General features: G+C 31.9%; 29 protein-coding genes and 2 other annotated features. Of the genes, 20 read left to right on the top strand and 9 right to left on the bottom strand.

Features of this window, described 5'->3' with window-relative positions; translation table 11 throughout:
• Positions 1 to 37: 37 nt before the first annotated feature.
• Positions 38 to 439 (bottom strand): ester cyclase, encoded by a 402-nt coding sequence (locus AB1282_RS01530; RefSeq protein ID WP_429898293.1) that lies wholly within the window; start codon positions 437 to 439, stop codon positions 38 to 40.
• A 90-nt stretch (positions 440 to 529) separates the two neighbouring features.
• Between AB1282_RS01530 and AB1282_RS01525 the strand changes: the two genes are divergently transcribed.
• Complete coding sequence (locus tag AB1282_RS01525) at positions 530 to 1,480, top strand: helix-turn-helix transcriptional regulator (RefSeq protein WP_390309687.1); 951 nt, start codon at positions 530 to 532, stop codon at positions 1,478 to 1,480.
• A 50-nt stretch (positions 1,481 to 1,530) separates the two neighbouring features.
• Here the strand turns inward: AB1282_RS01525 and AB1282_RS01520 are convergent, their stop codons facing one another.
• Positions 1,531 to 2,016, bottom strand: coding sequence for a GNAT family N-acetyltransferase (locus AB1282_RS01520; protein WP_056473433.1), 486 nt, complete (start codon positions 2,014 to 2,016; stop codon positions 1,531 to 1,533).
• 189 nt (positions 2,017 to 2,205) lie between these two features.
• Positions 2,206 to 2,436 (top strand) — a binding site (T-box leader).
• Between the two features lie 43 nt (positions 2,437 to 2,479).
• Positions 2,480 to 2,706, top strand: a binding site (T-box leader).
• 59 nt (positions 2,707 to 2,765) lie between these two features.
• Here AB1282_RS01520 and AB1282_RS01515 point away from each other — a divergent pair.
• Entirely contained in the window at positions 2,766 to 4,094 is a 1,329-nt protein-coding gene (locus AB1282_RS01515) for an amino acid permease (RefSeq protein ID WP_056473437.1), read from the top strand.
• Between the two features lie 49 nt (positions 4,095 to 4,143).
• Here the strand turns inward: AB1282_RS01515 and AB1282_RS01510 are convergent, their stop codons facing one another.
• Both AB1282_RS01510 and AB1282_RS01505 read right to left on the bottom strand, forming a co-directional pair.
• The gene (locus AB1282_RS01510) at positions 4,144 to 4,884 is read right to left on the bottom strand and encodes an MBL fold metallo-hydrolase (protein WP_429898292.1); all 741 of its coding nucleotides are present in this window, start codon (positions 4,882 to 4,884) and stop codon (positions 4,144 to 4,146) included.
• 117 nt (positions 4,885 to 5,001) lie between these two features.
• Complete coding sequence (locus tag AB1282_RS01505; RefSeq protein WP_056473440.1) at positions 5,002 to 5,577, bottom strand: TetR/AcrR family transcriptional regulator; 576 nt, start codon at positions 5,575 to 5,577, stop codon at positions 5,002 to 5,004.
• A 309-nt stretch (positions 5,578 to 5,886) separates the two neighbouring features.
• On the opposite strand from AB1282_RS01505, the gene AB1282_RS01500 reads away from it, so the two are divergent.
• The 8 genes from AB1282_RS01500 to AB1282_RS01465 all read left to right on the top strand — a co-directional run bounded on the left by AB1282_RS01500 (position 5,887) and on the right by AB1282_RS01465 (position 12,718).
• Positions 5,887 to 7,098 carry a multidrug efflux MFS transporter gene (locus AB1282_RS01500; RefSeq protein ID WP_056473442.1) on the top strand — a complete coding sequence of 404 codons (1,212 nt, stop codon included), beginning with the start codon at positions 5,887 to 5,889 and terminating at the stop codon, positions 7,096 to 7,098.
• 137 nt (positions 7,099 to 7,235) lie between these two features.
• Entirely contained in the window at positions 7,236 to 8,108 is an 873-nt protein-coding gene (locus AB1282_RS01495) for an AraC family transcriptional regulator (protein ID WP_429898291.1), read from the top strand.
• A 408-nt stretch (positions 8,109 to 8,516) separates the two neighbouring features.
• Positions 8,517 to 8,933 carry a GNAT family N-acetyltransferase gene (locus tag AB1282_RS01490; protein ID WP_056473448.1) on the top strand — a complete coding sequence of 139 codons (417 nt, stop codon included), beginning with the start codon at positions 8,517 to 8,519 and terminating at the stop codon, positions 8,931 to 8,933.
• Positions 8,934 to 9,047: 114 nt separating this feature from the next.
• The gene (locus AB1282_RS01485; RefSeq protein WP_056473450.1) at positions 9,048 to 9,824 is read left to right on the top strand and encodes an arylamine N-acetyltransferase family protein; all 777 of its coding nucleotides are present in this window, start codon (positions 9,048 to 9,050) and stop codon (positions 9,822 to 9,824) included.
• Positions 9,825 to 9,996: 172 nt separating this feature from the next.
• Positions 9,997 to 10,434 (top strand): RrF2 family transcriptional regulator, encoded by a 438-nt coding sequence (locus tag AB1282_RS01480; RefSeq protein WP_056473451.1) that lies wholly within the window; start codon positions 9,997 to 9,999, stop codon positions 10,432 to 10,434.
• 257 nt (positions 10,435 to 10,691) lie between these two features.
• Entirely contained in the window at positions 10,692 to 11,066 is a 375-nt protein-coding gene (locus AB1282_RS01475; RefSeq protein ID WP_056473454.1) for a DoxX family protein, read from the top strand.
• A 97-nt stretch (positions 11,067 to 11,163) separates the two neighbouring features.
• Complete coding sequence (locus tag AB1282_RS01470; RefSeq protein WP_056473455.1) at positions 11,164 to 11,727, top strand: FAD-dependent oxidoreductase; 564 nt, start codon at positions 11,164 to 11,166, stop codon at positions 11,725 to 11,727.
• A gap of 172 nt (positions 11,728 to 11,899) precedes the next feature.
• Complete coding sequence (locus AB1282_RS01465) at positions 11,900 to 12,718, top strand: DUF2935 domain-containing protein (RefSeq protein ID WP_286131729.1); 819 nt, start codon at positions 11,900 to 11,902, stop codon at positions 12,716 to 12,718.
• A gap of 564 nt (positions 12,719 to 13,282) precedes the next feature.
• Here the strand turns inward: AB1282_RS01465 and AB1282_RS01460 are convergent.
• Together AB1282_RS01460 and AB1282_RS01455 are read right to left on the bottom strand one after the other, a co-directional pair.
• Positions 13,283 to 13,756 carry a pentapeptide repeat-containing protein gene (locus AB1282_RS01460; RefSeq protein WP_056473458.1) on the bottom strand — a complete coding sequence of 158 codons (474 nt, stop codon included), beginning with the start codon at positions 13,754 to 13,756 and terminating at the stop codon, positions 13,283 to 13,285.
• A 188-nt stretch (positions 13,757 to 13,944) separates the two neighbouring features.
• Positions 13,945 to 14,418, bottom strand: coding sequence for a hypothetical protein (locus AB1282_RS01455; protein ID WP_390309709.1), 474 nt, complete (start codon positions 14,416 to 14,418; stop codon positions 13,945 to 13,947).
• A gap of 248 nt (positions 14,419 to 14,666) precedes the next feature.
• Between AB1282_RS01455 and AB1282_RS01450 the strand changes: the two genes are divergently transcribed.
• From AB1282_RS01450 to AB1282_RS01425, 6 genes are all read left to right on the top strand, one after another.
• On the top strand, positions 14,667 to 15,557 hold the full coding sequence (locus AB1282_RS01450; protein ID WP_056473462.1) for a PhzF family phenazine biosynthesis protein: 891 nt from the start codon (positions 14,667 to 14,669) through the stop codon (positions 15,555 to 15,557).
• A gap of 19 nt (positions 15,558 to 15,576) precedes the next feature.
• A complete protein-coding gene (locus tag AB1282_RS01445) occupies positions 15,577 to 16,551 on the top strand; it encodes an HD domain-containing protein (protein WP_056473464.1) in 975 nt (324 codons plus the stop codon).
• Positions 16,552 to 16,600: 49 nt separating this feature from the next.
• Positions 16,601 to 17,275 (top strand): GNAT family N-acetyltransferase, encoded by a 675-nt coding sequence (locus AB1282_RS01440; protein WP_429898290.1) that lies wholly within the window; start codon positions 16,601 to 16,603, stop codon positions 17,273 to 17,275.
• A 174-nt stretch (positions 17,276 to 17,449) separates the two neighbouring features.
• Positions 17,450 to 17,653 (top strand): hypothetical protein, encoded by a 204-nt coding sequence (locus AB1282_RS01435; RefSeq protein WP_286131730.1) that lies wholly within the window; start codon positions 17,450 to 17,452, stop codon positions 17,651 to 17,653.
• A 90-nt stretch (positions 17,654 to 17,743) separates the two neighbouring features.
• A complete protein-coding gene (locus tag AB1282_RS01430; protein WP_286131731.1) occupies positions 17,744 to 17,872 on the top strand; it encodes a hypothetical protein in 129 nt (42 codons plus the stop codon).
• Positions 17,873 to 18,052: 180 nt separating this feature from the next.
• Complete coding sequence (locus AB1282_RS01425) at positions 18,053 to 19,378, top strand: Na+/H+ antiporter NhaC family protein (RefSeq protein ID WP_429898289.1); 1,326 nt, start codon at positions 18,053 to 18,055, stop codon at positions 19,376 to 19,378.
• Between the two features lie 64 nt (positions 19,379 to 19,442).
• On the opposite strand, the gene AB1282_RS01420 is transcribed toward AB1282_RS01425, so the two are convergent.
• Positions 19,443 to 19,742, bottom strand: a complete 300-nt coding sequence (locus AB1282_RS01420) for a hypothetical protein (RefSeq protein ID WP_429898288.1) — start codon at positions 19,740 to 19,742, stop codon at positions 19,443 to 19,445.
• 322 nt (positions 19,743 to 20,064) lie between these two features.
• Here AB1282_RS01420 and AB1282_RS01415 point away from each other — a divergent pair, with 322 nt between their 5' ends.
• Positions 20,065 to 20,325, top strand: a complete 261-nt coding sequence (locus tag AB1282_RS01415) for a DUF1292 domain-containing protein (protein ID WP_056473469.1) — start codon at positions 20,065 to 20,067, stop codon at positions 20,323 to 20,325.
• A gap of 215 nt (positions 20,326 to 20,540) precedes the next feature.
• Positions 20,541 to 21,749: a dicarboxylate/amino acid:cation symporter gene (locus AB1282_RS01410; RefSeq protein WP_056473472.1), complete on the top strand. Its 1,209-nt coding sequence runs from the start codon at positions 20,541 to 20,543 to the stop codon at positions 21,747 to 21,749.
• Between the two features lie 204 nt (positions 21,750 to 21,953).
• Here the strand turns inward: AB1282_RS01410 and AB1282_RS01405 are convergent, their stop codons facing one another.
• Positions 21,954 to 23,069: an aminopeptidase gene (locus AB1282_RS01405; RefSeq protein WP_056473474.1), complete on the bottom strand. Its 1,116-nt coding sequence runs from the start codon at positions 23,067 to 23,069 to the stop codon at positions 21,954 to 21,956.
• A gap of 199 nt (positions 23,070 to 23,268) precedes the next feature.
• On the opposite strand from AB1282_RS01405, the gene AB1282_RS01400 reads away from it, so the two are divergent.
• Both AB1282_RS01400 and ytxJ read left to right on the top strand, forming a co-directional pair.
• Entirely contained in the window at positions 23,269 to 23,766 is a 498-nt protein-coding gene (locus AB1282_RS01400) for a DUF948 domain-containing protein (protein ID WP_056473476.1), read from the top strand.
• Complete coding sequence (gene ytxJ / locus AB1282_RS01395) at positions 23,732 to 24,061, top strand: bacillithiol system redox-active protein YtxJ (protein WP_056473479.1); 330 nt, start codon at positions 23,732 to 23,734, stop codon at positions 24,059 to 24,061. Before AB1282_RS01400 ends, ytxJ begins: the two co-directional genes overlap by 35 nt.
• Before the next feature lie 27 nt (positions 24,062 to 24,088).
• Here ytxJ and AB1282_RS01390 read toward each other — a convergent pair whose 3' ends face one another.
• Entirely contained in the window at positions 24,089 to 24,478 is a 390-nt protein-coding gene (locus AB1282_RS01390; RefSeq protein ID WP_429898287.1) for a rhodanese-like domain-containing protein, read from the bottom strand.
• Between the last annotated feature and the right edge of the window lie 132 nt (positions 24,479 to 24,610).

Raw genomic sequence — 24,610 nt, 5'->3', positions numbered from 1 at the left:
CCAATTATTCTATAAGAATAGTTGGTAGTTTTTTATATTATTTTGGCCCTAATTGACTTATAAGAGTTGGTGTATCAAATAACCCACGATGAGTTAAAATTTTTCCATTTTCAACTTTGAATTCCCTAAATAAAGATACTTTTACCGAAATTTCGGTTGGGGCGTTACCTCTAAAAAATCCAGTGTTTGTTCCTGTGAATTCAAGTCTTGTGATAACAGTTTCTCCTTGGGAGACAATTTCTTCAATCGTGTAATGGCTATCTGGGAAACCTGTGAAAATTACGTTAGCGAATTGTTTTAATCCTTCTGTTGAACCATAAGAGTAATCTTTGTAATCAGGTGATAAAAAATGGTTAGTGCTGTCTAGTTTATTCTGATTCCAGAAAACTTCAATAAATTCTTTTACTAATTCTTTATTATTTTGTTCGATTGATTTCATAACATGATTCTCCTTATTTGTTTGGCTTAATACATATGTTAAATTATAATAGTGACAAAAACTGTCATAGTTATAAAATAAGGTGAAAATATGTCTGCGAAGTCAAAACGATTAATTGAATTAATGATGCTCGTCAATCGGAAGCGTAAGTTTACAGTTAAGGAATTAGCTTATGAATTTAACGTTTCTACTAGAACAATCTTAAGAGATTTAATGGAGTTAAGTGAATTAGGTGTGCCTTTATATTCTGAGGTTGGTCCTCATGGTGGATATCAAGTACTAAACGAAAGAGTTTTACCTCCGATTACTTTCACAGAAGAAGAAGCAGTTTCAATATTTTTTGCTAGTCATGCATTACGGCACTTTTCCACTCTTCCATTTGAAGCGCAATCTAAATCCGCTTTGAAGAAATTTTATGCTTATTTACCTACTGATGTAAAAGATCAGATTGATGAAATGAAAAATCGGTTTGATTTTTTCGTACCAACAAAACAAGCAAAATCCCCATTTCTCTCAACACTATTAGAAACCGCTATTCGCCAAAATGTAATTAGTATTGACTACGAGTCGTATAAAGGAAAGTCGAATCGAGAAATTCAACCACTCGGAATATATGCATCTAGTGGACTATGGTATTGTCCTGCATATTGTTTTAATAGTCTTGATTATCGGTTATTTAGATGCGATAAAATTGTTTCGATCAGTCATGAAGTGGATAATGAGCCGCTCGATTTGCCGCTAATTCCGCTTGGAAAGAAATTAAAAAGTATGAAAGAAGAGAAATTAATTAAGTTTTACGTGGAGCTTAGTAGAGAAGGGGTCCAAAGATGTGAAACGGTAATTGATCCAAGGTTTAAGGTACAAACGCGGGAGAACGGAACTGGGTGGATTGAAGATTGGATTAGACCGAATGAAATACCTTTTTTAGCCCAAATATTCATTGCAATTGGAAAAGATGCATCTGTGAAGGAACCAACCGAGTTAATCCAAAGTATAAGGGAGAAGCTTTCTGAAGTGATGGAGTGGTATAAAATAGAATAAAGTCTTAAATAAATTTCCAAAGAAAAAACTGTAATAAAGCTATAGCCTTATTACAGTTTTTTACTCATGTTATACCATTTTACTCCACCATGTGTTGAGCTAGAACTACCGTTATTGATGAAGCCATGGTTTTCGTAAAAATGAATTAAGTTTTCTTTACACGTAAGAGTTATTGAATCACGCTTATGTTCTTTTGAAACTTTTTCGATATGAGAAAGCAATTTTGATGCAATCCCTTTATTTTGGTTTTGTGGAGAAACTGCTATGCCTAAGATACTTTGATGACCACCAGTAGATGGATTTTTTTTAATTTCGCTAAATAAATCATCAGTAATGAAAGTCTCATTTATAACAGGGCCGTTTACTAAACCAACTAATTTACCATTCTCCTCAGCTACAAAAAAACTATCGGGAATTAATTTAATGCGTTTTTCGAATGCCTGTTTTGTAGCTGCCTCTTCTTTTGAAAAACAAAGATGCTCAATTTCTACAAGTTCAGTTAAATCTTCTAATCTTACATTTCGTATGTTTAGCATGGTTTTCTTCCCTCCATTTTTCTTAATTATATTATATTATTTTCATAGTTCACAAACTATTTAAACTAGCATTTTGTATAGTAGTTGAACAAAATGAAATAAAAAGATGTTGACAGAATTATGAAATAACCCCTATAATACAAAACATATTAAAAAAAGAAACAAGTTACTAATTTTAGATTAATATAGTTTTAAGCAATGAAGGGAATTTAAGTAGTACTTATCTCAATGTAATAGAGAGCTGATGGTTGGTGGAAATCAGTACAAAGATAAGCATGAATTTCGGTCCTGGAGCTATTTTTTTCGAAGTAAAGTTTAATCTTTACTGAGGGAAAAACGGTCAAATTTGATCGTTATCAAATTTTAAGAGGCAGAATATTTCTGCAACTAGGGTGGTACCGCGAATAATTCGTCCCTACTGATACAATCAGTAGGGACTTTTTTATTATTTTAACTTAATATAGAAAATGCAATGAAGGGAATACAGTAATGTTTGTTTCACTGTTTAAGAGAGCTGGTGGATGGTGTGAATCAGTACAAAAACAAGCATGAATTACAATCCTGGAGCATCTTTTTCGAAGTAAAGGTCGACATTTACTTTGAAAAAGACGGTCATCGATCGTTAAATAAAACAAGTGGCAGATATAATTCTGCAATTAGGGTGGTACCACGGTGAAAATCGTCCCTGTCGTTAGAGGCAGGGGCGATTTTTTTTTATAAAATTATAAGCTAGAAAGAGGAGATAGAAAATGGAATTACAAAAAAATTTACTACCAAGACATATCCGTTTCATGGCACTCGGTGGAGCAATTGGCACGGGTATTTTTAAAGGAACATCAGAAACTGTATCGATTGCAGGACCAGCAGTTATTTTTTCATATTTGTTTGCTGGATTATTACTTCTTGTTGTGATGAGTGCGATTGCGGAAATGGCAATTGCGTTCCCAGGTTTGAATATGAAAGGATTTATTCGTAAAGCGTTTGGTACAAGAGTTTCTTTCGTAATTGGTTGGTTGTACTGTTTTATGTGGTTAGTTGTTTGTGTGATTGAAGTAATTGCAGCAGGTAGCTTTCTACAATATTGGTTTCCTTCAATGTCTTTATGGTCTTTAAGTTTTATTAGTGCAATTTTTATTGTGGCAGTTAATTTTATGAATGTTAAACGATATGGTGAAATAGAATTCTGGTTTGCAGGAATTAAAATTACAATGATTGTTTTATTTATTGCGTTAGGCGCTGGAATTTTATTTGGAATTATTCCAAGTGATCATAGTGGATATGTACAAAATTATGTTCAGCATAAGGGATTTTTCCCACAAGGCTGGTCAGGAGTATTGTCTGCTTTATTAATAGTCATTTTTTCTTACGGTGGTTCAGAATTAATTGGATTGACTTTAACAGAAACAAAAGATGCAGAGAAAGTAATACCAAAAGTTATAAAAGGGGTTATTTGGAGAATTGTTTTATTCTACACGCTTCCAATTCTGATTATTTGCGGATTAATTCCATGGAATGAAATTGGTAATCAAGAAAGTCCATTTGTTCAAGTTTTATCAACAGTAGGTTTCCAAGGTTCAGCTCATATTATGAACTTTGTTCTAATTACAGCCGTTTTATCTGCTGCAAATTCAGGGATTTATGGTTGTACACGAATGATGTATTCATTAGCAACTGAAGGTGAAGCTCCAAAAGCTTTTGCAAAAATTTCTAAAAATGGTGTACCAGTTTATACGGTTATTGTAAGTGCAATTATTTTAATTGGGGGCACTTTTGTAGCTTATTTTTCTCCAGATCGCGTATTCGGATATTTAATGGCGATTCCTGGATTTACAGTATCATTAGTATGGATCAGCATTTGTTTAGCACAATTAAAGCTTCGTAAAACTTATACTAAGATGCCACACTTTAAAGTATGGGGATTTCCATATATAACATCATTTACAGTCATTGCTTTAGGTGTAAGTTGCGTAGCATTTGCATTCAGTGAACAGAACAGGTTAAGTATTTTTGTATGCTTAGGAATGTTAATTGTATTAATTTTATGTTCATTTATAAATGGTAAAAAACGAGCTCAATAAACACATAAAAAAGGGCACCTTATTGGGTGCCCAAATTAATTACAGTATATTAATTATTGTTAGCTAATGCTAAAAGCTGTTCATTTACATTTTCATTAACTACTCCGCCATGGTAACAAATGACTGTTTCGATATCATATTTTGTGAATTTCTTAATGGACGTAAGAGCAGTATCCATATCAGGTGTATTACTTGGATTTGGCCCCATGATTACACCATTCTCTGAAGTTAGAGCATCTCCTGCAATAAGAGTTTTACTTTGATGATGATATAAACTAATGTGACCAGGAGTATGTCCAGGAGTAAAGATGACAGTAATTCCTCCAGTATATGGTAATACTTCTTCATCAGTTACTGTAGTATTGACCTTAGCATTAAGTGGTATATTGAACATCGCTTTTATTTTTTGACTTTGTTGGTCAGGAAGGGATTCGATCATTTTTGCAATTCGTTCAGGATTCATTTTAATAAAGGTTTTGTCGCCTTCAATATAAGGTTTGTCTTCATTATGGGCTAGTACTTCAATTTTTTGATCAGCAGTTTTTAAGATTTCAGTAAGGCTTCCGATATGATCGATGTCTTGATGTGTAAGGATGATTTTAGACAGTTGATTAAATTCTAGACCGGCTCTCTCAATCGCTTCACGAATTTCTCCAGTTTGTCCCGGCATTCCCGTATCTACTAAGATTACTTCATGATCATCCCATAGTAAAGTTGGGTGAATAATTCTTTCTTGTCCCATAAAGTTCATTACTAATTCAATTGTTTCAATATCTTTATCTATTTTCATTTAGAAAGTAAAAGCACTAAGCTTTTACCACACCTCCCTTTGTTTTATGTGAGCACTAAACTAGACATCTAAAGAAAGTTGCCTAGTTTAGTGTTCACATTTTTTGTTGCTAAAAACTTATTCTACTTCCTGCGTTTTTGAAACAGAAGAAATAAAATCATCAATCATAACATCAAAGCTATCATCTACATTTACTGGATGTTGGAAATATCCAAGGAAATTCATCGAGACAAATCCATGTAAAATGCTTCTCAGTGCTCGGCCTTGATGTATCAATAAAGTAGGGTCCGTAATATAAAACTTTAGTATTTGATGAATAATTCCAGTCGTTTCCCTAGCAAGTCGTTTAACATCATCATTTTCTGTACTCGGGATATTCATAAAAAGTCCATAACCAGTTCTATTATCAAATGCAAAATCACGGTATACATAAGCAATTTCTCTAATCGCTTGTTCACCACTTTTACCGACCAATCTTTGCATTAAAGTCGAATTTAATTTATTTAAAAGAGAAATCGTCATTTTCAATTTTAAATCATCCATATTCGCAAAATGGTTATATAAAGATGGATATTTAATATCTAGCTTCTCTGCAATTTTTGGAAAAGTAACTTGATTAAGTCCGATTTCATTAGCCAATGAAAAAGCCACTTCAATTATTTTTTCTTTTGTTAAATTTCTTTTTTGAACCATTTTTTTGCTCCCGTCTCATGTTTAGGTTTTTTACGATAGATTGTTTTTTTAAGATTAATTAGGTTGATTTCCACTGCCAATCAACTTATGCCCTTAAAGATACAATACCTAAATACAAAGTATTTTTAAAGAGAGACTATATTTACAGAAAATAGTTTAACACTTCTAATGATAATTAGTAAACTATATAATATAATTTACAAACTATAAAATATAGTTTAGTCTTATGTGTATATGAAAACATTATTTGTCTCATTCTCGAGACTTTTTAATATTGATTTTATTTTTATCAAAAAGGAGGGGGATATGATGTTATTGTGGAAAAGAAATTTGATTGTCTGCTGGTTTGGCATGTTTGTAACGAGTATCGGGATGAGCCAACTTGGTCCGGTATTACCCCTATATATTGATAAACTTGGTGTTCATAATTCTGCATTAATTAGTCAATTTTCTGGGATTGCTTTTGGGGTAACTTTTATTATTTCAGCAATTTTTTCTCCTATTTGGGGTTTGGCAGCGGATAAGTTTGGACGAAAACCAATGCTTTTAAGAGCAAGTCTTGGTATGTCAATTATTATTTTTTGTATGGGTTTCGCACATAATGTCTATGTTTTAATTGGTTTAAGACTTTTACAAGGCGTCATTACCGGTTATGGTACAGCTTGTACAACTTTAATCGCAACGCAAACAGATAAAGAGCATGCGGGTTCGGCATTAGGTACACTTTCAACTGCAAGTATAGCAGGTTCATTACTTGGTCCTATGATTGGAGGCTATATCGGTGAGACTGTGGGCTTACAAAATGTGTTTTTTGTAACAGGCGGACTCATGATGGTGGCGTTTATTACAACAGCATTATTTGTAAAAGAATCATTTACTCACCAAAATAAAAAAGTGCTTAAGTTTAAGGAAATTTGGTGTCTTATTCCGGATAAAAGCTTAATGATCACAATGTTCATTACTTTTTTTGTTTTAACAATAGCTCTTTATTCGATTGAACCAGTTATTACTGTCTACATTTCTCAGCTATCTGCTCATTCTACACATGTTGCATTGTTAGCGGGTATGGCATTTTCAGCATCAGGATTGGCAAGCATTATTGCTGCTCCGAGATTAGGTAAGATTTCAGATCGAATTGGTCCTCATAAAGTTATATTCGTTGCACTGATCGTTTCAGGTTTAATGGTTATTCCACAAGCATTTGTAAAAAACGCTTGGGAATTGATGGGACTACGATTTATTTTAGGTTTGGCAACGGCAGGATTAACTCCAGCTGTTAATACATTAGTTAAACGAATTACACCGGATGCCATTACCGGTCGAGTATTTGGATTTAACATGTCAGCTGGATATTTAGGTGTATTTGTCGGTTCCGTTTTAGGTGGGCAAATTGGAGCATATTTAGGTGTGAAATATGTATTTTTTGTTACAAGTGCATTATTGCTACTTAATGCAATTTTGGTTTATGTTAAAGTTAATAAGAAATTGAATGTAAAAGAAGATTTTAAATTATCGATGTAAAAAGTTTTAAATTTTGGGAGCTACTTAATGTGGCTCCCTTTAAAAATAGTAAATGAGAACACCCTACATAACTTAGCATGAAAAGTCGGATTGATTAATTTCGTTCCTGTTATTCTATTGAAGAAGGAGGTTATAAAATGGATTTGTTAAAGAATATGAATGATGCTCTAGTATATATTGAAGAAAATTTGACGAGTGAGATTGACTATAAAGAGCTTTCTAGACGGGCTTATTGTTCTGAGTATCACTTTAAAAGAATGTTTTCGTTTCTTGCTGGAATTTCTCTTTCAGAGTATATACGTCGTCGCCGCCTTACCGCCTCTGCGTTTGAACTTAAAGATCATAACAAGAAAATAATTGATATTGCTTTAAAATACGGATACAATTCTCCGGATTCCTTTTCGAGGGCCTTTCAAAACTTACATGGAATTACTCCGTCAGAAGCTAGAAATAACGGCAATTCGCTCAAAGCATATCCACGAATGACCTTCCAATTATCAATTAAAGGGGGAAATGAAATGAACTATCGTATTGAAGAAAAAGAAGCATTTCGAATCGTAGGGATAAAAAAGAGAGTTCCGATTATTTTTAATGGAGTTAATCCCGAAATTGCATCCATGTGGAAAACTTTAACGATGGAAAAAATAACGAAACTAAAAGAACTCTCCAATGTTGAACCGATTGGCATAATTAGTGCATCAACAAATTTTTCAGAAGATAGAATGGAAGAAAAAGGAGAGCTTGATCATTATATTGGTGTTGCCACTACAAATGACTGTCCAAAAGAGTTAATTCAACTTGAAGTTCCTGCATCTACATGGGCAGTATTCGAAGCAATTGGAAAATTTCCAGATGCATTACAAGAAGTGTGGGGACGAATTTATTCTGAATGGTTCCCATCCTCTGATTACCATCAAGTAGAAGGTCCCGAAATTTTATGGAATGAACAGAAAGACATCACATCACCAAATTTTAAGAGCGAAATATGGATACCAATCTCTAAAAAATAAAAAAAGAAAGAGACATACGCTCTTTCAAGTTTCTGATTGATTGTTATTTAAGTGATCTAGTTTATCTGAAATACTTTTGAGAATTTGATTTTTTTCTTGTTGAATTTTTAGGAATTTTAAAAGGAACCAAATCATAAAAACAAAAGGTGCTATGTAAAACAAAATCGGTATGATTGAAAATAGAGGAAAAAACACGTTATCCATATAAATTCCACTCCTTTTGGAAGATTATACCATAATATTTAGATTAAAACCTTCTAATTTTTGAAGGTTTTTTTGTTTCGATCTTATTCAGTAGGATTCTTGGTTAAGAATGGTTTTAAAAGGAAAATAACGTTATTTAGAGAATGTACTATTAAATAAGTAAATTTAGTTGCTATAAGTCGAATATAATAATGGGAGAAAAAAATGAAAATAGTGAAACAATGGGTACAAGAAGATAGTGATTTTATTAGAAAAAAAGTAATTGAATATAATGCAAAAAACCTTCCAGATGAGAAGAGTGCACCATCTGAAGAAATAAGCTTTGTCGTTAGAAATGATCAAGAGGAAATAGTAGGTGGAATTACAGGAAGGATGTATTGGCACCATTTATCTATAGACTTCTTATGGGTGTCTGAGGAGTATAGACATGAAGGCTTTGGTAGTCAGCTAATCAATCAAATGGAAGAATTTGCAATCGAAAATGGATGTCGCCTTATTAAAGTAGATACTTTTAGTTTTCAAGCTCCAAAATTTTATAAGAAGCATGGTTTTAAAGTATTTGGCGTAATTGAGAATCATCCAAAAGGGTATAATCAATATTATTTTGAAAAAAGATTATAAGAGACAATCTAAATTTTTGATGGCATGAAGTTGCTTTTGCAGCTTATTTTTTTTAGCTTTTAAACTAAAATGGTATGATTAATTAAAAGTTTGATGAGACAGGAGGAATAGTAAATGAGCGAGCTTAATTTATTGTTTCGAAAAAGAATCGGATTACGAGATAATGAAGTGATTAACTTTAATAATTTAAATGACATTCTTGAAAAAACAGCAAAAAATATACCTTTTGAAAATCTTTGTATTATAGAAAATAATACGAATGAGATCACCCGAGAAAATTTAATTAGTAAATTATTAGTAAAAAGTGAAGGTGGTCTCTGCTATGAATTGAATTCATTACTTTATTTATTTCTTCTTGAAAATGGGTTTAACGTGAGATTAGCTAGAGGGGTTGTTTATGATAATATTGCTCAAAAATATCCTACTTTTGGAAGAACACATGTCACGATCCTATTAACACAAAATGAAGATACATACTTAATTGATACAGGATTTGGAGCGAATCTTCCTTTAAAAGCAGTTCCCTTTACTGGTGAGAAGATAACTTCTAGTAATGGTGAGTTTCGAATTAAAAAAGAAGATACAAAATTCGGGGATTATGTTTTGATGTTAAAACTAAAACATAAAGATCCTAATTGGAGAATTGGATATGCATTTGATTCACGCGATGTGATTTCTGGTGTGTCCGAATTTAATGAGATTCAAACAATTATTGCTGAGCACGAGGAATCACCATTTAATAAAAATCCTTTAATAACTCAATTGACAAATGAGGGAAATAATACTTTAACGAATACTTCTTTTACACAATGGATTAACGGAGTGGTAACGAAAGAGGATATTGATGAAATGAGATATAAAGAATTAGCAAAGCAACATTTTGGGCTTTAAAATTAATAGATTTTCGATTTTTAGTAAACGGCTTCTTTGAACAAATTGTTGAGTAACTAATGGAAAAAATTGTTAATAACATTCTTCTAACCATTCTATTGCCTATGAAAATTTATTGTTCTATCATTTGCTTAATAAGTATTCAACCAAGTAATTATAGGAGTGAAAAGCAATGAGTAGTGCAAACAGAGGTGTCAATATTGGCCCACCTCGTTTTAAAATAGCAGTTCATGCAATAGTTTGGTTGGCAAATAGTGGTGGTATGTTATCAAGTGCAATGATCGCAGAGCAAGTTGATTCTCATGCGACATTCATGCGAAGAGTAATGCAATCTTTATCCTCAGCAGGTATTGTAGAATCCAAAGGTGGCCGTGAAGGCGGTTATATTTTAAAAAAGGCGGTTGATTTAATTACCTTAGGTGAAATCTATACTGCTGTTAATAAGGTTCCCATAGAACAAGAAATGTCAGTTGACTGTGGTGAAGCCGGAGAACAGTTAGATTTAGAAATAGAAAGAATATTATTTGAAGCCGAACGCCAGGCTTTAGATTATTTAAAGCTATTTACAATTGAAGACGTTATGAATCGAATTGACTTTTTTAAGGATTAAAATGTAGATTAATAGCTTAATAAGGAATTAAAAGCACTAAATAATATAGCAGGTAACACTGCTTTTTTATTTTGTCTAAATTATTTTTTTAATTGATTACTAATAAAAAAGATGAATAATGAACTAATTAAAAAACCTCTAACTATTTTTACTGATTGTAGTAACCATTCTAATCAAAATTTTACATTGAATAGTTACTTTTGGAGTAATATGTGCTTTTTTCAATTGCATATATATTAGTAAAGGGGTGATAAAAAATGGATATTTTATCAATTATCTTGCAAATTTTATTAGCTCTTATGTTTTTAATTGCTGGGTTAGGGAAAGTTTTTGGTTCAAAAACGAGTGTTGAAAGTTTTAATCACTTGAAATTAGCACAATGGTTCAGAGTAATTACCGGATTAGTAGAATTGGTTGGGGCAGTTTCATTGATTATTGGATTTTGGGAAGAAAGTTGGGTTCCAGCGGGTGGTTTATTATTAGGAGTTGTGGCTATCGGTGGAATAATAGCACATATCCGTGTTAAGGACTCGTTTAAACAAACTTTTACAATATTATTATTAGGTATTATTGCGTTTGTACTTTTATGGATTAATTATTCTGATCTCTCAAGTTTCCCGGGATTTAATTAATTTACGATCAATTCATGCAGGGATTATTAAGGCGACGACAGAATAATAATTACAGTACTTAAATCAATCTTATATGTAAAAAGGAGCGATTTTAATAATGTATGATATCGTAATTATCGGCGCCGGACCAGCGGGAGCAAGTGCTGCTTTATTTGCAGCAAAAGCTGGTAAAAAAACTTTAGTATTAGACAACGACAAGAGTATAACGAAAAAAGCATGGATTGAAAATCATTATGGGGTTTCAGAAATTACAGGTCCAGATTTAATAGAAACAGGAAAAAATCAAGTTAGAAAATTTGGAGCTGAAATTATTCAAGGTACTGTAGGTAATATTGTGAGTTCAGAAAATGGCTTCAATATTGAAACTGAAACAGCAACTTATGAAGCAAATCAAGTGATTTTAGCTACAGGCTTAAGTGTGGAATTAGCTGAAAAAGTAGGACTAAACACTAAAGCTGGAACAGAACCTCGCATAAAGACCGTACTTGATGTAGATTCGACTGGTAAAACAAATATTGAAGGAGTATGGGCAGCGGGAACTGTTGCAGGAACAAGTGTTCATACGATTATTACAGCAGGCGATGGAGCAAAAGTTGCGATTAATTTGATTAGTCAATTAGATGGTAAACGATATGTTGATCATGATGTTTTGAAATCATAATCTATGATTAAATAAATACTCTAGCATTACTTCTATTGAAGTAATGCTTTTTTTATAAACTAAAATTTTAGTAGTCTAATCGCTATTCTACTTAATAAAGATGTATCTGTAATAATTCATTTTTTCATCAATATATTAGGAAGTGAAATGAATTATGTTAGGAGGGGTCCGATTGTCGGATGCATTTATAGCACGTTCTTTAGATGAAATTCTTTTTTGGTCTAGGATTATGAAAGAGCATTCTCTATTTCTTAAATTAGGATTTAATTGTGATGATACTGAATTAATTCAAGAAGCAGATCACTTTTATCAGCTCTTTGAAGGAATTGGAAATAAGGCCCAATCATTTTCGCTTCAAACGGATCCTCAGCAAATTAAACAGTTTAATAATGAGGTTCATCAAGCAGCTTCTATGATTTGGGCTTATAAGCGTAAAATTCTTAATTTACTCCTAACTTGTAAAATAACGGGCAATAACTTTCCTTTATTAGTTGACCATACAAGTAGGGAAGCTGCTTATTTTGCAAATCGCTTGACTGAACTAAATAATGGTCAACTTCAACCGCTACCTGCTGCAATTATCCAAGAAAATGTTTTCTTTTTAAGAATTATGGCAGACCATGCAAAATTTATTGGACATCTATTAGATCCGTCGGAAAGAAAATTAGTAGATCAAGCTAGGGAATTTAGTCATGATTTTGATCAGCTTTTATACCAAGCCGTAGATTTAGAATCAATGAGACCACAATCGGAAACAGTTCCTATACTTGACCAATTCCTTGATGAAAACCGTGTATCGGTAAAATCACTTAGAGATTTTAAGAAAACAGCACGCGACCTAATAGAAGCTTGTAGAATTAAAAGTATCATTCACCCACTGCTAGCAGACCATGTATTTAGAGAAGCAGATCGATTTTTGCATATAATTGACGCGTTCGAAGCACAGTTAACAGGGAATGGAAACAGAAATATTGTACTGGACGACCATTAAGAACAACGCGAGCTAACAAAATAGACACGAAAAAAGAATCTGATTAAAGATTCTTTTTTTATTGCGGGTTGAAAGATCACATCGGTGAAAAAAGCAAAAATATTAAAATCCTTACTCATAAAAGGCTCATGGGTAAGTATAAAAGTAAGCACAAGAATATAGGTTACTCATGAGTGGTTCATGAGTAAGTAAAACAGCAAAAAGAAGAAAAAAGGTTACTCATAAGTGGTTCATGAGTAAGTAAAACAGCAAAAAGAATTAAAAAGGTTACTCATAAGTGGTTCATGAGTAAGTAAAACAGCAAAAAGAATTAAAAAGGTTACTCATGAGTGGTCCATGAGTAAGTAAAACAGCAAAAAGAATTAAAAAGGTTACTCATGAGTGGTTCATGAGTAAGTAAAACAGCAAAAAGAATTAAAAAGGTTACTCATGAGTAGTTCATGAGTAAGTAAAACAGCAAAAAGAAGAAAAAAGGTTACTCATGAGTGGTTCATGGGTAAGCAAAAATACAAAAAGACGAAACTACCTTACTCATAACACGTTTTGGATCTTTTTATGTAGAAATTACTTTCTCTCTCTATAACTCTTTAACAAATCCTCAACTAAAATGCCATTAATTTTCAATCCTGATAAATTGCAATTATTAATTTCGACATGACTTAAATCACAGTCTGTGAACTGACTAGTTGTTAAATTGCATTTCTCAAATTTAATAGAATTAGAGTGATCGTTTTGATTTAGATCCTCCGGAATGACAATATTGCGGAAGCATGTACCAGTTAAATGAACATGATCAATTACTAAGTCTCTTAAATTACCATTTGTTATTTTAGTATTAGATAAATTAACATCTGAAATTCGAGCTCCAAATAAATTCACATCATTCAATTCGAGATTTCTCATGTTTGCATTTTTAAATTTCGAGTTCGCCAAGCTTACATTATTAAAGTCTAAGTTCTCAGCTCTTACTTCATTAAATGTTGAAAAAGACATATCCGTTTTTTGTAACTCAAATAATGCAGTCTTCCAATTTGACATTTGGTCTCCTCCTAAGCTTTGATAATTGAATATATTTAACTTTTTTCCTGAGAATCCCTTCACTCTTAATCATTTTTATTTTCGACAACTAACCATGTAAATGAAAAAAATAATAAAATAAAGCATTAATAATCAGTTTGATCATTAATGCTTTATTAAGGAAAAATATAAAATAATTGCTAAGGAAATTAATATAGAACGCTTATAAATTCAAAGGCTGTAAAGATAAAAGATCCAAAAATAATAGTTGCTCCTGTTGAAGTGAAATATTCATCAGGATCGATGATTACAGATGTTGTATGCCATCCATCAATATCAGGTGTTGCTTCACCAGTTGTACGTGGGGCAAATTTAATATAAAGCATGAGTAATAGAGCAAATAGACCGACAAACGGTGCAGTAGATGAAAATGGCATATCAAAATAAAGTGCAATTAAAAAAGATATAAAATATAAAACTATAATTGATATACTTAATTTTAAGAATTGTTTAAGCCAGTAATTGCGGCGATTAATTGGTTGGTCACGCAATACTTCTTTCATTTTCTGCGCATCCTTGTATCGAAAATATAATCCAATTGGCCATGCAATTAAGAAGCAGATTAAGGTAAATGCTAAGCATAGTATAAGTTTTACTCCGAAAGCTGTTATGAATAATGACATATTTTCCTCCAAAATTTTAATGATTATTACTATTTTATCAAACTTTCAAAATAAAAATATTAGAAAAATGTAAACGGTTTAATTTATCAATTTAATAATGTATATTATAAAATAATTGAATATAAGCACTACTCTAGCAATCTCATAAAATTAATATTATTTTTAAATTAATATTATTTTTAAATTAATATTATTTTTAAATTAATATTAGAGAATAGATTTACCTAAAAACTAAATGAGGTGGGAAAATGAAAAGTATTACTGTATACCATTACGATGCTTTTAGTAAAGTGCCCAATAAAGGAAATCCAGCTGGTGTCGTTTTAGATTGTGATTCTTTGACTGATTATGAAATGCAGGATATTGCGAAACAAGTGGGATTTAATGAAACTTCATTTCTATTAAATTCGAAGGTTGCTGATTATAAAATTCGTTATTTTACACCGGGGCATGAAATGGATTTATGTGGTCACGGGACAATGGCAGTAATATATGCTTTGGTTACTAGAGGGGTAATTGAGTTTAAAAGTGAGTTAACAATTGAAACAAAGGCTGGTATTTTGCCAATCAAGATTCATAATTCGAATAATGAGATCTATATAACGATGAAACAAAAACAACCAGAATTTGTAGAGTTTAAAGGTTCAATTGATGATGTAGCGTCCTCAATTGGTCTTACTGTAGAAGAAATCGATATAAGTCTACCAACTCTTTATGGGAGTACAGGTGCCTGGAATTTACTTTTACCAATAAAAAAATTATCTTCATTTGAAAAGATGAAACCTAATAATCTACTTTTTCCTAGTATTTTGAATGAAATTCCAAAAGCGTCGGTTCATCCGTTTTGCTTAGAAACATATGATTCAAATGCTGATTTTCATGCACGTCATTTTTCTTCTGCGTTTTCGGGAACGATTGAAGATCCGGTTACAGGTACTGCCTCTGGGATAATGGGAGCTTATTATGCTAAATATATTAATAAAGATGTTAATGATGCAATTGAATTAGTTGTTGAGCAAGGTACTGAAATTCAAAAAGACGGACGTGTAAAAGTAAATGTAAAAAAAGTAATTTCGACTTATGACATAGAAATTACTGGGAACGCTGTTTATGTTAAGGAGATGGAATTTCAAATTTAATATTTAAAAGGAGTACAGTATGATTTTGAGCGATAGACTATATGGACAATACAATATTGATCAAGTTCTTGTTGAATTAATCGATACAAAACCAATTCAACGGTTAAAAAAAATTCATCAAGCTGGTGCTACCTTTTTAGTGGATCACCACTTTAATGGAACTCGATATGACCATTCTATTGGTGTTATGTTGTTAATAAAAAAGTTAGGGGGCTCTCTTGAGGAACAAATAGCGGGTTTATTACATGATGTTTCTCACACAGCATTTTCTCATGTTATTGATTATGTTTTTGATAATAGCGAAGAAAATTATCATGAAACAATCTTTGAAAAAGTAATTATAGATTCGGAGATCCCTTCAATACTTGAAAAATATCATATTGATATTAAAGAAATTTTTGATATAGATAAATGGGAAATACTTGAAAAAGAGCTTCCGAAGCTATGTGCAGACCGAATAGATTATACATTAAGAGATATGCATACATATTTTGGAACACCTAAAAAAGAAATTGAAGCGTTTTTAAATTCATTAGTTATTGTAGATGGAGAAATCTGTGTAAACTCTATTGAAATGGCGGAGTGGTTTACAGTTATTTATTATAAACTTGCTATTGATTATTTTTTAGGTCCAATCAGCATCTATTCTTACGATTCACTTGCAAAGATTATTAATCTTGCATTACAAAAAGAAATTATTAAGTTAAACGATTTATTACTGGATGATATGCAGTTAATGAAATTAATTCAAGAAAGCAATGATAAAGAAATACTAGAATTAATAAACAGTTTATATGCAAAAGTTGAGCTCGAAGAAAATGATCAGGATTATGATATTCATAGAAAAGCTAAAAGAAGGATTATCGATGTTTCTGTATCATTAGACGGTAAAACTGTCCAACAATCATCACTTTTATCAGATAATATTACTAAAATGAATAAGGCCGCAATTGAAAAGTCCGAAAAAGGAACATTTGTAAAAATTAAAAGATAGAGTAAAAAGTTTGAAAAATAACTAGTTTTTATGTTAGGGGGGAAGTCTTTTGAAATCAGAGCTAGAACTTATGGAAATGCATATTAACGTATTATTTAAACACAATGAAGTTGGAAAAATAACACAAATAAATGAACCACCATATACAAAAGCACCAAGGTTTTATATAGGAAGCACCAAAATTGGATATGTAAAAAGGTTTTTAGATTGTCTTAAAAAAGAGGAACTAATTGAATTAGAGAAAGCCTTAGATACAAACTCTAGTATACCGTTAGTAAATATCATGCAGATTTTGAGTAAAAATCATCAGATAGACAGTTTATGGATGGGTCCGGCATATGTATTTCAAACAGTTGGCAAAACATCATCGAAAGCAATCAAAATTACCCAGGCAAATAAACAATATTTATTACCAAACTTTCCTTATACATATGAGGAGCTAGAATGGAAAAATCCATGTTATGCAATTATTGAAAATGACATAGCTGTGTCGATCTGCTGTAGTGCCAGACAATCAGTCGAAGCTGCTGAAGCGAGCGTATATACACTCGAGGATTTTCGTGGAAAAGAGTATGGTTTAATCGTTTCAAATGCATGGGCCGCGGACATTCAAGGCCAAGGACGAACTGCTTTGTATAGTACTTCTTGGGATAATTATGCATCACAAGCCGTCGCGCGAAAACTACAATTAGTACAATATGGAACGGATTTACATTTTAGTTAAAGGATATGTATAAGTTGTATTGACCTATTTTAAGAAATAATTCTCTTAAAGGAGGATTTAAATGCAATACTTTATCGGGATAGTACCACCAGATGATTTAAAGAAAAAATAGTAAAATTCCAACACCAATGGGAGAATAATAGACTAGTTGAATGCGTCGAACCACATATTACTGTGAAAGCTCAAGGGGGGCTTACCCCTGATATGGAATGGTTAGAAAAGGTAAAAAAGATATGTGAAAGCTTTTTATCTTTTGAAGTTAATATTAGGAATCCAAAATTTTTTGGTGAAGATATTTTATATTTAAGCGTTGAGTCAGATGATATAATTAAATTGCATGAAATATTAGTTGAAACCATTTCACCTTCAAAGGAATAAATTAGAGCTTATTTCGAACTTGATGAATATATCCCACATTTAACTCTTGGTCAAACGCATTTTGGCTTAACAAATTTAGAGTTAAACGATATGGCAATAAAAGCTAAACAAGAACTAACTCCTACTGAAACAATTAATGTAGAATTCATTAGAATTTTTAAATCGACAGAAACGGGTAATTACTTAAAATTAATAGATATTCCACTAAAGGAAATGTAATTAAAATGACTAAAGAAGTGGCTATCAATTATTTAAGAACAATAAGTAGCATTACTTCTTAAATTGAAGTAGTGCTTTTTAATTTAAATATATGTGTATTATTACTTGAAACCTTATATAATTATGAATGACATTTAATCAATTTGAGTGTAATAAATCTGCTTGAAAGAAGGGCATTTGATGGATCAATATTCAGTTAAACAGGCAAGTTTCCTAATATTAGTAACTTTGACTGGAATTATTAGTTCCGTCATATTACATATCTCTCTCGTATTTGGAATTTTACCAGGATTAATTTTTTTAATCGTATTAAGTTTAAAAAGAGGATATGAAGTTAGAAATATTATGAAGTTAAGCTACCAAGGAATGGGAAAAGTTAAAATTGTACTCTTTATCTTATTTTTAATTAGCTTTTTACTTCCATCTTGGTATCTATCAGGAACGATCACATCGATGGTTTCGATTACTTTACAGGCGATCAATCCACATCACTTTTTTGTCTTTTGTTTTTTAACGACGATGATTTTTTCAATGATTTTGGGCTCGTCGATTGGAACATTAAGTGCTTTAGGAGTTCCTCTTATTAGTAGTGCTATATTACTGCATATACCTGTGGAAATATCGGCTGGAGCTGTTATTTCTGGCGCATTTGTCGGTGATCGCACGTCACCTTTTTCAAGCGCACATCAACTTTTAGCTAACATTCTTGAAACAACTGTCAAAAAACAAGGTAAAGCGATGCTCTTAACATCAATTACTGCTGTAATCATAACAATCTTATTTTTTAGCGTAATGGATTTACAATTTGCGCAAGGAATTACTCAGACACATCATGAAATCGTGAGTAATAATGACATTACGTTCATTCAATTTATTCCACCGATCTTATTAGTTGTACTTGTTTTATTTAGAATCAATATTATTTATTCGTATGTCATTAGTATTTTGTCTGGTAGTTTATTAGCTTTATTTAATGGAATTTCTTTTAGTAAAATTGTGAATTCTTTTTGGCACGGAATTAATGGACTTGGTGGAGGGCTAAGTCATATGTATAGCTTGTTATTGTTTATTGCTGTAGCAGGAATTTATAATGCGTTATTGGAGGAGCTTAATATCATTCAACCTATGCTAGATAAATGGCTTCAAACCTCAACTTCAATGCTATCCGATTCTTTGAAAACAATTGGTGCTACAGCAGTTATATGCGTAATAGCAGGTAACCAAACGATGCCTATTATTTTAACAGGACGCTCTTTTTTAGCACATTGGTCAAATAAATATAACAAAGAGGAATTGGCTCGGTTAATGGCGGATACAACTTTATTATTTCCAGCGATGATACCATGGAATGTACTTGCGATCATGAGTAGTACAGTCATTAATATGAAATTACATGAGTATTTACCTTATGCAATATTCTTATGGCTTCTTCCATGCTTAACGATTTTCATCAATGTGTTTAAAAAAGTTAAGACATACGAAACTAAGTATGAGGTCAGTTCTTAATCAGTTTAAGGGTGAAAACATAGAAAAAGAGATAAATAGCTAATAAGCTATTTATCTCTTTTTTTCATACAATACTAGTACTAGTAGATTGTATTTCCTTCAATTGTCTAACAGTAATACTATACTTTGTACGGATAGCTTCTAATTCCATAATTGCCACATCAATGTATTCAGGATCGGCATAAATAAAATTAATTTCTTTTAACTCTAAAAGTTTTTGTAAGCTTCTTAACTCATTATGTAAAATTTGTGATGGCGTTTCATCAATTAATTGGTTTTTAGTAAAACGTTGAAAGAAAGATTTAAAATTGACAGTTTTTCTTCTAGTTATTTTGTGTTCTTGAGCCGTTATTAATTTTGACATTCAGTAATCCTCCCTAAATATAGAAAATATCTACTATTTGAAGACATTGAGCTTGTCCAACTTAATAAACTTGAAAGAAACTTAAGAATTGGTTGTTCTAAATCTTATTACAGCGTTAGTAAGAATATTCATGTAAATTTTTTAAAATCAATTTTTTTTACTAAAATTGATTCTCCAGAAAAAGATGGTTTAAAAGTAGAACGATTTAGAAAAGCTTTAAGTGTATTTACAATTTAACGTTTTGCATCATTCTGTTACACTAAAGGAACATAAAGGTTTTCCTTTGTGCAAAATGAATTTGAAATAAGTGAGGTCAAGATTTATGGAAAAGATTGAAGTAGGCGAAATTCTTACACTTAGCTATGATGAAGGAGACGAGCAAGATTACGAAGTACTAGGCTCAATTACGATTGAAGGTCATGAATACATAGCTGTAGGTTTACTAGAAGAAGTAGAAAAAGAAAGTGAAGAGGATATTGATGTTTTCTTCTTAAGAGTCGCAGAAGACGGCGAGTTTTACGATATTGAAACAGAAGAAGAGTTTGAAAAAGTTTCAGCTGCTTTTGATGAAGTTTTAAGATAAAAAGATCATATAAAAGTAGGATTAAAGGATAGGAATACCAGCAAGGGTATAGGAAGTATTTCTTAATTTTAATGAAAAGAGAACACTTGTAGATGATACAAAGTGTTCTTTTTTGTATGTTTATGTAGAAATATGTAGGTTTTATTAAAAATTTGGGGTACAAACTATTAAATTTTCGGTATACTACAAATAGCAATTATATTAGGAGGAAGCTTATGCAATTTTCATTTAGAAATTACGCTTTCCCTTTGATTTTACTTTGTTGTATCATCATTGGTTCAGTCATCGGTTATAACTTTGAAAGCGTTGGAGTTGCCCTTAAACCAATAGGGGATTTATTTTTAAATTTATTATTCGCAGTAGTTGTACCGCTAGTATTTTTCTCTGTAGCCTCAAGCTTTGCAAATGGTGGAGGAGAAAAATTCGGTAAGATTATGCGAAATATGTCAGGGGTATTTTTATTTACAGGTATTATTGCAGCCATCATAATGCTTGTTGTTATGAAAGTTTATCCACCTGCACATGGTGTTCATATCCCAATCGTTAAACCGGATGCAACTGATAAAGTTTCAGTAGCGGAGCAAATTGTAAACACATTTACAGTTAATGACTTCTCTGGCTTGTTTACAAGAAGCAATATGTTGGCAATCATCGTTTTTGCTGTATTAGTTGGATTAGCAACGAATAAAGCTGGTGATAAAGCAGACATCGTAAAGAAATTATTATCTAGTGGAAATGTAGTAATCATGAATATGGTTAACTATATTATGTATCTTGCACCTCTAGGACTTGGAGCTTATTTTGCATATCTTGTACCAACATATGGCGAACAATTACTAGGTTCATATAAGAGAGTTTTTATTTTATATTATGTAACTGCTATTCTATTCTATTTTATTTTTTATAGTATTGTTGCTTATATGGCCGGTGGTAGATATGGATTTAAAATTTATTGGAAAAATGTATGGCCATCAACATTTACGTCTCTAGGAACTTGTAGTAGTGCTGCAACGATTCCAACAAATTTTGAATATGCTGAAAAAATGGGTGTATCTAAAAATGTAAGAGAAGGTGTCATTCCTATAGCTAGCGCACTACACAAAGATGGCTCTGTTATGGGTGGCGTAGTAAAAATTGCTTTTGCCTTTGGTGTATTTGGAATGAATTTCTCAGGCATGAATATCTATCTTGTAACAATCGGTATTGCATTACTAGTTGGTATGGTAATGGGAGCAATTCCGAATGGTGGAATGATCGGGGAGATGTTAATTCTTTCTCTGTTTGGTTTACCGGTAGAATCTTTACCAATTCTTGCGGCAATTAGTGCGCTAATTGATCCACCTGCAACAATGTTAAATGCAACAGGTGATTTGTCTGTGAGTATGTTAGTTGAGAGACTGACTAACGGTAAAAAAGCCGCATAAATTATGAAGACTGGGAATCTCCCAGTCTTTTATTTTTTTTAATAGTATTATTCCTTCTCATTTTTTAAGTTTCAGTCATAATACTGCCATTCAATATGGTATAGCGGTTTTCGTTAAGTAAAACATTGGTAAAATATTGTCAGCATCATATCAAACAATACAAAAAAGAACACATAGCTAAATATGTGTTCTCTTTTTAAAAAATTATTTTAAGTTTTCAGGGTTTAATCCTTTTAATTCTTCGATTACGAAAAGACCATCTTTACGGATTAAAACGTCATCGAAATAGATTTCTCCTCCACCGTATTCAGGACGTTGGATACAAACCATATCCCAGTGGATATTTGAGTTGTTACCGTTGTAAGCTTCATCATAAGCTTGACCTGGTGTAAAGTGGAAACTTCCATCGATTTTTTCATCGAATAAGATGTCTCCCATTGGGTGTAAGATGTATGGATTTACACCAATTGCGAATTCACCGATAAAGCGTGCACCTTCATCTGTATCAAAGATTTTGTTGATACGTTCAGTATCGTTAGCAGTTGCTTCAACAATTTTACCATCTTTGAATTTAAGTTGAACATTTTCAAATGTAAAACCATTGTTAGGAGATGGTGTGTTATAAGAAAGTGTACCATTTACTGAATCACGAACTGGTGCTGTAAATACTTCACCATCAGGAATATTCATTTCACCAGCACATTTAATAGCTGGGATATCTTTAATTGAGAAAGTAAGGTCAGTTCCAGGACCTTTAATTTGTACTTTATCAGTACGGTTCATTAAATCAACTAGAGCATCCATTGCATTGTCCATTTTACCGTAATCTAAATTACATACGTTGAAATAGAAATCTTCAAATGCTTCTGTACTCATTTTTGCTGATTGAGCCATTGAATCAGTTGGATAACGTAATACTACCCATTTCGTTTTTGGAACACGAATTGCTCTATGTACTTTTTGACCTACAGTTTTACCATGGATTTTAGTTTTTTCGTTAGGTACATCAGAAAGTTCATTAATATTAACACCTGAACGTAAACCGATGTATGCGTCCATATCTTTCATTACATTTGCTTCGTATTCTGCTACTTTATTAAAGTGTTCTTCAGTAGCACCCATTAATAATGCGCGATCTACTTTATGATCTTTGATTGATACGAAAGGAAAACCACCAGCAGCATATGCTTCTTTAACTAAAGCTGTAACTAATTCTGTTTCTAGCTTAAAGTTTTCAATTAAGATTTTTTCTCCTGGTTGTAATTTTACAGAGTAATTGATTAAGTTTTTAGCTAATTTTGAAATACGTGGATCTTTCATTGAAAATTCCCTCCAATAATTATAACTATATACCTATTGTAAACTATTTAGTCGGTTTTGTTTACTAAAGTAATCTTTTTTTACTAAAGAATTTGAAAACTTGTTTTACGACTAGTTTAGTGTTTGGTAAAATTTGTAGTATAATACGAAATAAGTGATTAAATTTGTGGAAAGCTATGAAGGAAAGGGGTTTTTTCGAATGGATTTAATTTCTATTAGTGCATTAATCGCAGCTGTTGCATTTGTGATCTTAGTTGTATTTATTAGTCGTACTTTATTCCGACTAGAAAGGGTATTTAGAGGTGTAGAGTCTACTATTGCTGAAACACAAAAGGATTTACATAATGTTTGTGTTGAAGCCGTTCAATTAGTACATACTTCGAATCATTTAGCAAATGAGGCTAAAATTTTTGTGAATAATTCGAATGAACTTACGAAAGATATGCGTGAACGAGCAAAATCCCTTGATGTATTAGCTAAATCAGTCGAAGAAGTCGGGGTTACAATCTCAGAAATGAATGAAAAAGTACGAGATACTGCTAATAATGTATCGAATACTGTAAAAGTTAGTACTGAAAAAATGTCCCAATTCGTAAATTGGGGAAATACAGCAATGGATTTATGGGAAAAGTACAAAACGAAGCGTGAGGGAAAAAAGAGAAATGGTAAATCGAATATCAACGATTCAACAGTTTGATGAACTAATTAACAACGAAGAGAAATTTGTGTTTTTAAAGCATAGTACAACATGCCCAATTAGTCATGCAGCTTATACTGAATTTTTAGCATTTGCATCTGCATATGAAAATGTACCATTGTATTTTTTACAAGTTCAAGATGACAGAGAATTATCTAACTATATTGCTGAAAAAGTGGCAATAAAACACGAATCTCCTCAATTATTTATTTTTGAAAATGGAGAAGCAGTTTATAATACTTCTCATTTTTCAATTAAGAAAGATTCAATTGAAAATGCTTTACTAAAAAAATAAAAAAACTGCACCTAAGGTGCAGTTTTTTTATTCTACGTCAAATCCAGCGGCTTTCCATGCAGCAGTACCACCATCGATATATGAAACATCAGTGAATCCCATTTTTTTAAGTAAATATGCTCCTAAAGATGCTTGGCCACCTGCACCACATGTTACAAGAACTGGGCGATTTCGATCTGCTAATTTAGGCTCGCGTAACTGTTCTGGTAATTCTAAATCAGCACGAATTGGTAGCATTCCAAGTGAGATATTCAGACTGCTTGGTATTAATCCACATGCACCTGCATCAGCTGCGTCTTGTACATCAATTACTAATGTTTCAGGATTAGCATTAATTTTTTCACGAGCATCTGCTGAACTTATTCCTTCTACATTTTCGCGTGCTTCTGCAACCATTTGTTTAAATGTAATTGCCATTTTTACTCCTCCAATATAATAAAGTTAGAAATTCCTTAAATTGGAAATCTCATCTATACAATACACCGAAAGTCTTATGTAATTCAAATTGATGGAACTGATCTTAGTGTTTATAGGAAAAAAGTAATAAAA

The sequence above is a fragment of the Gottfriedia sp. S16(2024) genome, assembly GCF_050473765.1.
In the GTDB taxonomy this organism is placed as follows: Bacteria; Bacillota; Bacilli; order Bacillales; family Bacillaceae_G; genus Gottfriedia.
This window is presented reverse-complemented; position numbering and strand designations above follow the sequence as displayed.

Excerpts from the sequence above, each read along its gene's own strand:
- AB1282_RS01530 (WP_429898293.1), bottom strand. The coding sequence starts at position 439 with ATGAAATCAATCGAACAAAATAATAAAGAATTAGTAAAAGAATTTATT.
- AB1282_RS01525 (WP_390309687.1), top strand. The coding sequence starts at position 530 with ATGTCTGCGAAGTCAAAACGATTAATTGAATTAATGATGCTCGTCAAT.
- AB1282_RS01520 (WP_056473433.1), bottom strand. The coding sequence starts at position 2,016 with ATGCTAAACATACGAAATGTAAGATTAGAAGATTTAACTGAACTTGTA.
- AB1282_RS01515 (WP_056473437.1), top strand. The coding sequence starts at position 2,766 with ATGGAATTACAAAAAAATTTACTACCAAGACATATCCGTTTCATGGCA.
- AB1282_RS01510 (WP_429898292.1), bottom strand. The coding sequence starts at position 4,884 with ATGAAAATAGATAAAGATATTGAAACAATTGAATTAGTAATGAACTTT.
- AB1282_RS01505 (WP_056473440.1), bottom strand. The coding sequence starts at position 5,577 with ATGGTTCAAAAAAGAAATTTAACAAAAGAAAAAATAATTGAAGTGGCT.
- AB1282_RS01500 (WP_056473442.1), top strand. The coding sequence starts at position 5,887 with ATGTTATTGTGGAAAAGAAATTTGATTGTCTGCTGGTTTGGCATGTTT.
- AB1282_RS01495 (WP_429898291.1), top strand. The coding sequence starts at position 7,236 with ATGGATTTGTTAAAGAATATGAATGATGCTCTAGTATATATTGAAGAA.
- AB1282_RS01490 (WP_056473448.1), top strand. The coding sequence starts at position 8,517 with ATGAAAATAGTGAAACAATGGGTACAAGAAGATAGTGATTTTATTAGA.
- AB1282_RS01485 (WP_056473450.1), top strand. The coding sequence starts at position 9,048 with ATGAGCGAGCTTAATTTATTGTTTCGAAAAAGAATCGGATTACGAGAT.
- AB1282_RS01480 (WP_056473451.1), top strand. The coding sequence starts at position 9,997 with ATGAGTAGTGCAAACAGAGGTGTCAATATTGGCCCACCTCGTTTTAAA.
- AB1282_RS01475 (WP_056473454.1), top strand. The coding sequence starts at position 10,692 with ATGGATATTTTATCAATTATCTTGCAAATTTTATTAGCTCTTATGTTT.
- AB1282_RS01470 (WP_056473455.1), top strand. The coding sequence starts at position 11,164 with ATGTATGATATCGTAATTATCGGCGCCGGACCAGCGGGAGCAAGTGCT.
- AB1282_RS01460 (WP_056473458.1), bottom strand. The coding sequence starts at position 13,756 with ATGTCAAATTGGAAGACTGCATTATTTGAGTTACAAAAAACGGATATG.
- AB1282_RS01455 (WP_390309709.1), bottom strand. The coding sequence starts at position 14,418 with ATGTCATTATTCATAACAGCTTTCGGAGTAAAACTTATACTATGCTTA.
- AB1282_RS01450 (WP_056473462.1), top strand. The coding sequence starts at position 14,667 with ATGAAAAGTATTACTGTATACCATTACGATGCTTTTAGTAAAGTGCCC.
- AB1282_RS01445 (WP_056473464.1), top strand. The coding sequence starts at position 15,577 with ATGATTTTGAGCGATAGACTATATGGACAATACAATATTGATCAAGTT.
- AB1282_RS01430 (WP_286131731.1), top strand. The coding sequence starts at position 17,744 with ATGGCAATAAAAGCTAAACAAGAACTAACTCCTACTGAAACAATTAAT.
- AB1282_RS01425 (WP_429898289.1), top strand. The coding sequence starts at position 18,053 with ATGGATCAATATTCAGTTAAACAGGCAAGTTTCCTAATATTAGTAACT.
- AB1282_RS01420 (WP_429898288.1), bottom strand. The coding sequence starts at position 19,742 with ATGTCAAAATTAATAACGGCTCAAGAACACAAAATAACTAGAAGAAAA.
- AB1282_RS01415 (WP_056473469.1), top strand. The coding sequence starts at position 20,065 with ATGGAAAAGATTGAAGTAGGCGAAATTCTTACACTTAGCTATGATGAA.
- AB1282_RS01410 (WP_056473472.1), top strand. The coding sequence starts at position 20,541 with ATGCAATTTTCATTTAGAAATTACGCTTTCCCTTTGATTTTACTTTGT.
- AB1282_RS01405 (WP_056473474.1), bottom strand. The coding sequence starts at position 23,069 with ATGAAAGATCCACGTATTTCAAAATTAGCTAAAAACTTAATCAATTAC.
- AB1282_RS01400 (WP_056473476.1), top strand. The coding sequence starts at position 23,269 with ATGGATTTAATTTCTATTAGTGCATTAATCGCAGCTGTTGCATTTGTG.
- ytxJ (WP_056473479.1), top strand. The coding sequence starts at position 23,732 with ATGGTAAATCGAATATCAACGATTCAACAGTTTGATGAACTAATTAAC.
- AB1282_RS01390 (WP_429898287.1), bottom strand. The coding sequence starts at position 24,478 with ATGGCAATTACATTTAAACAAATGGTTGCAGAAGCACGCGAAAATGTA.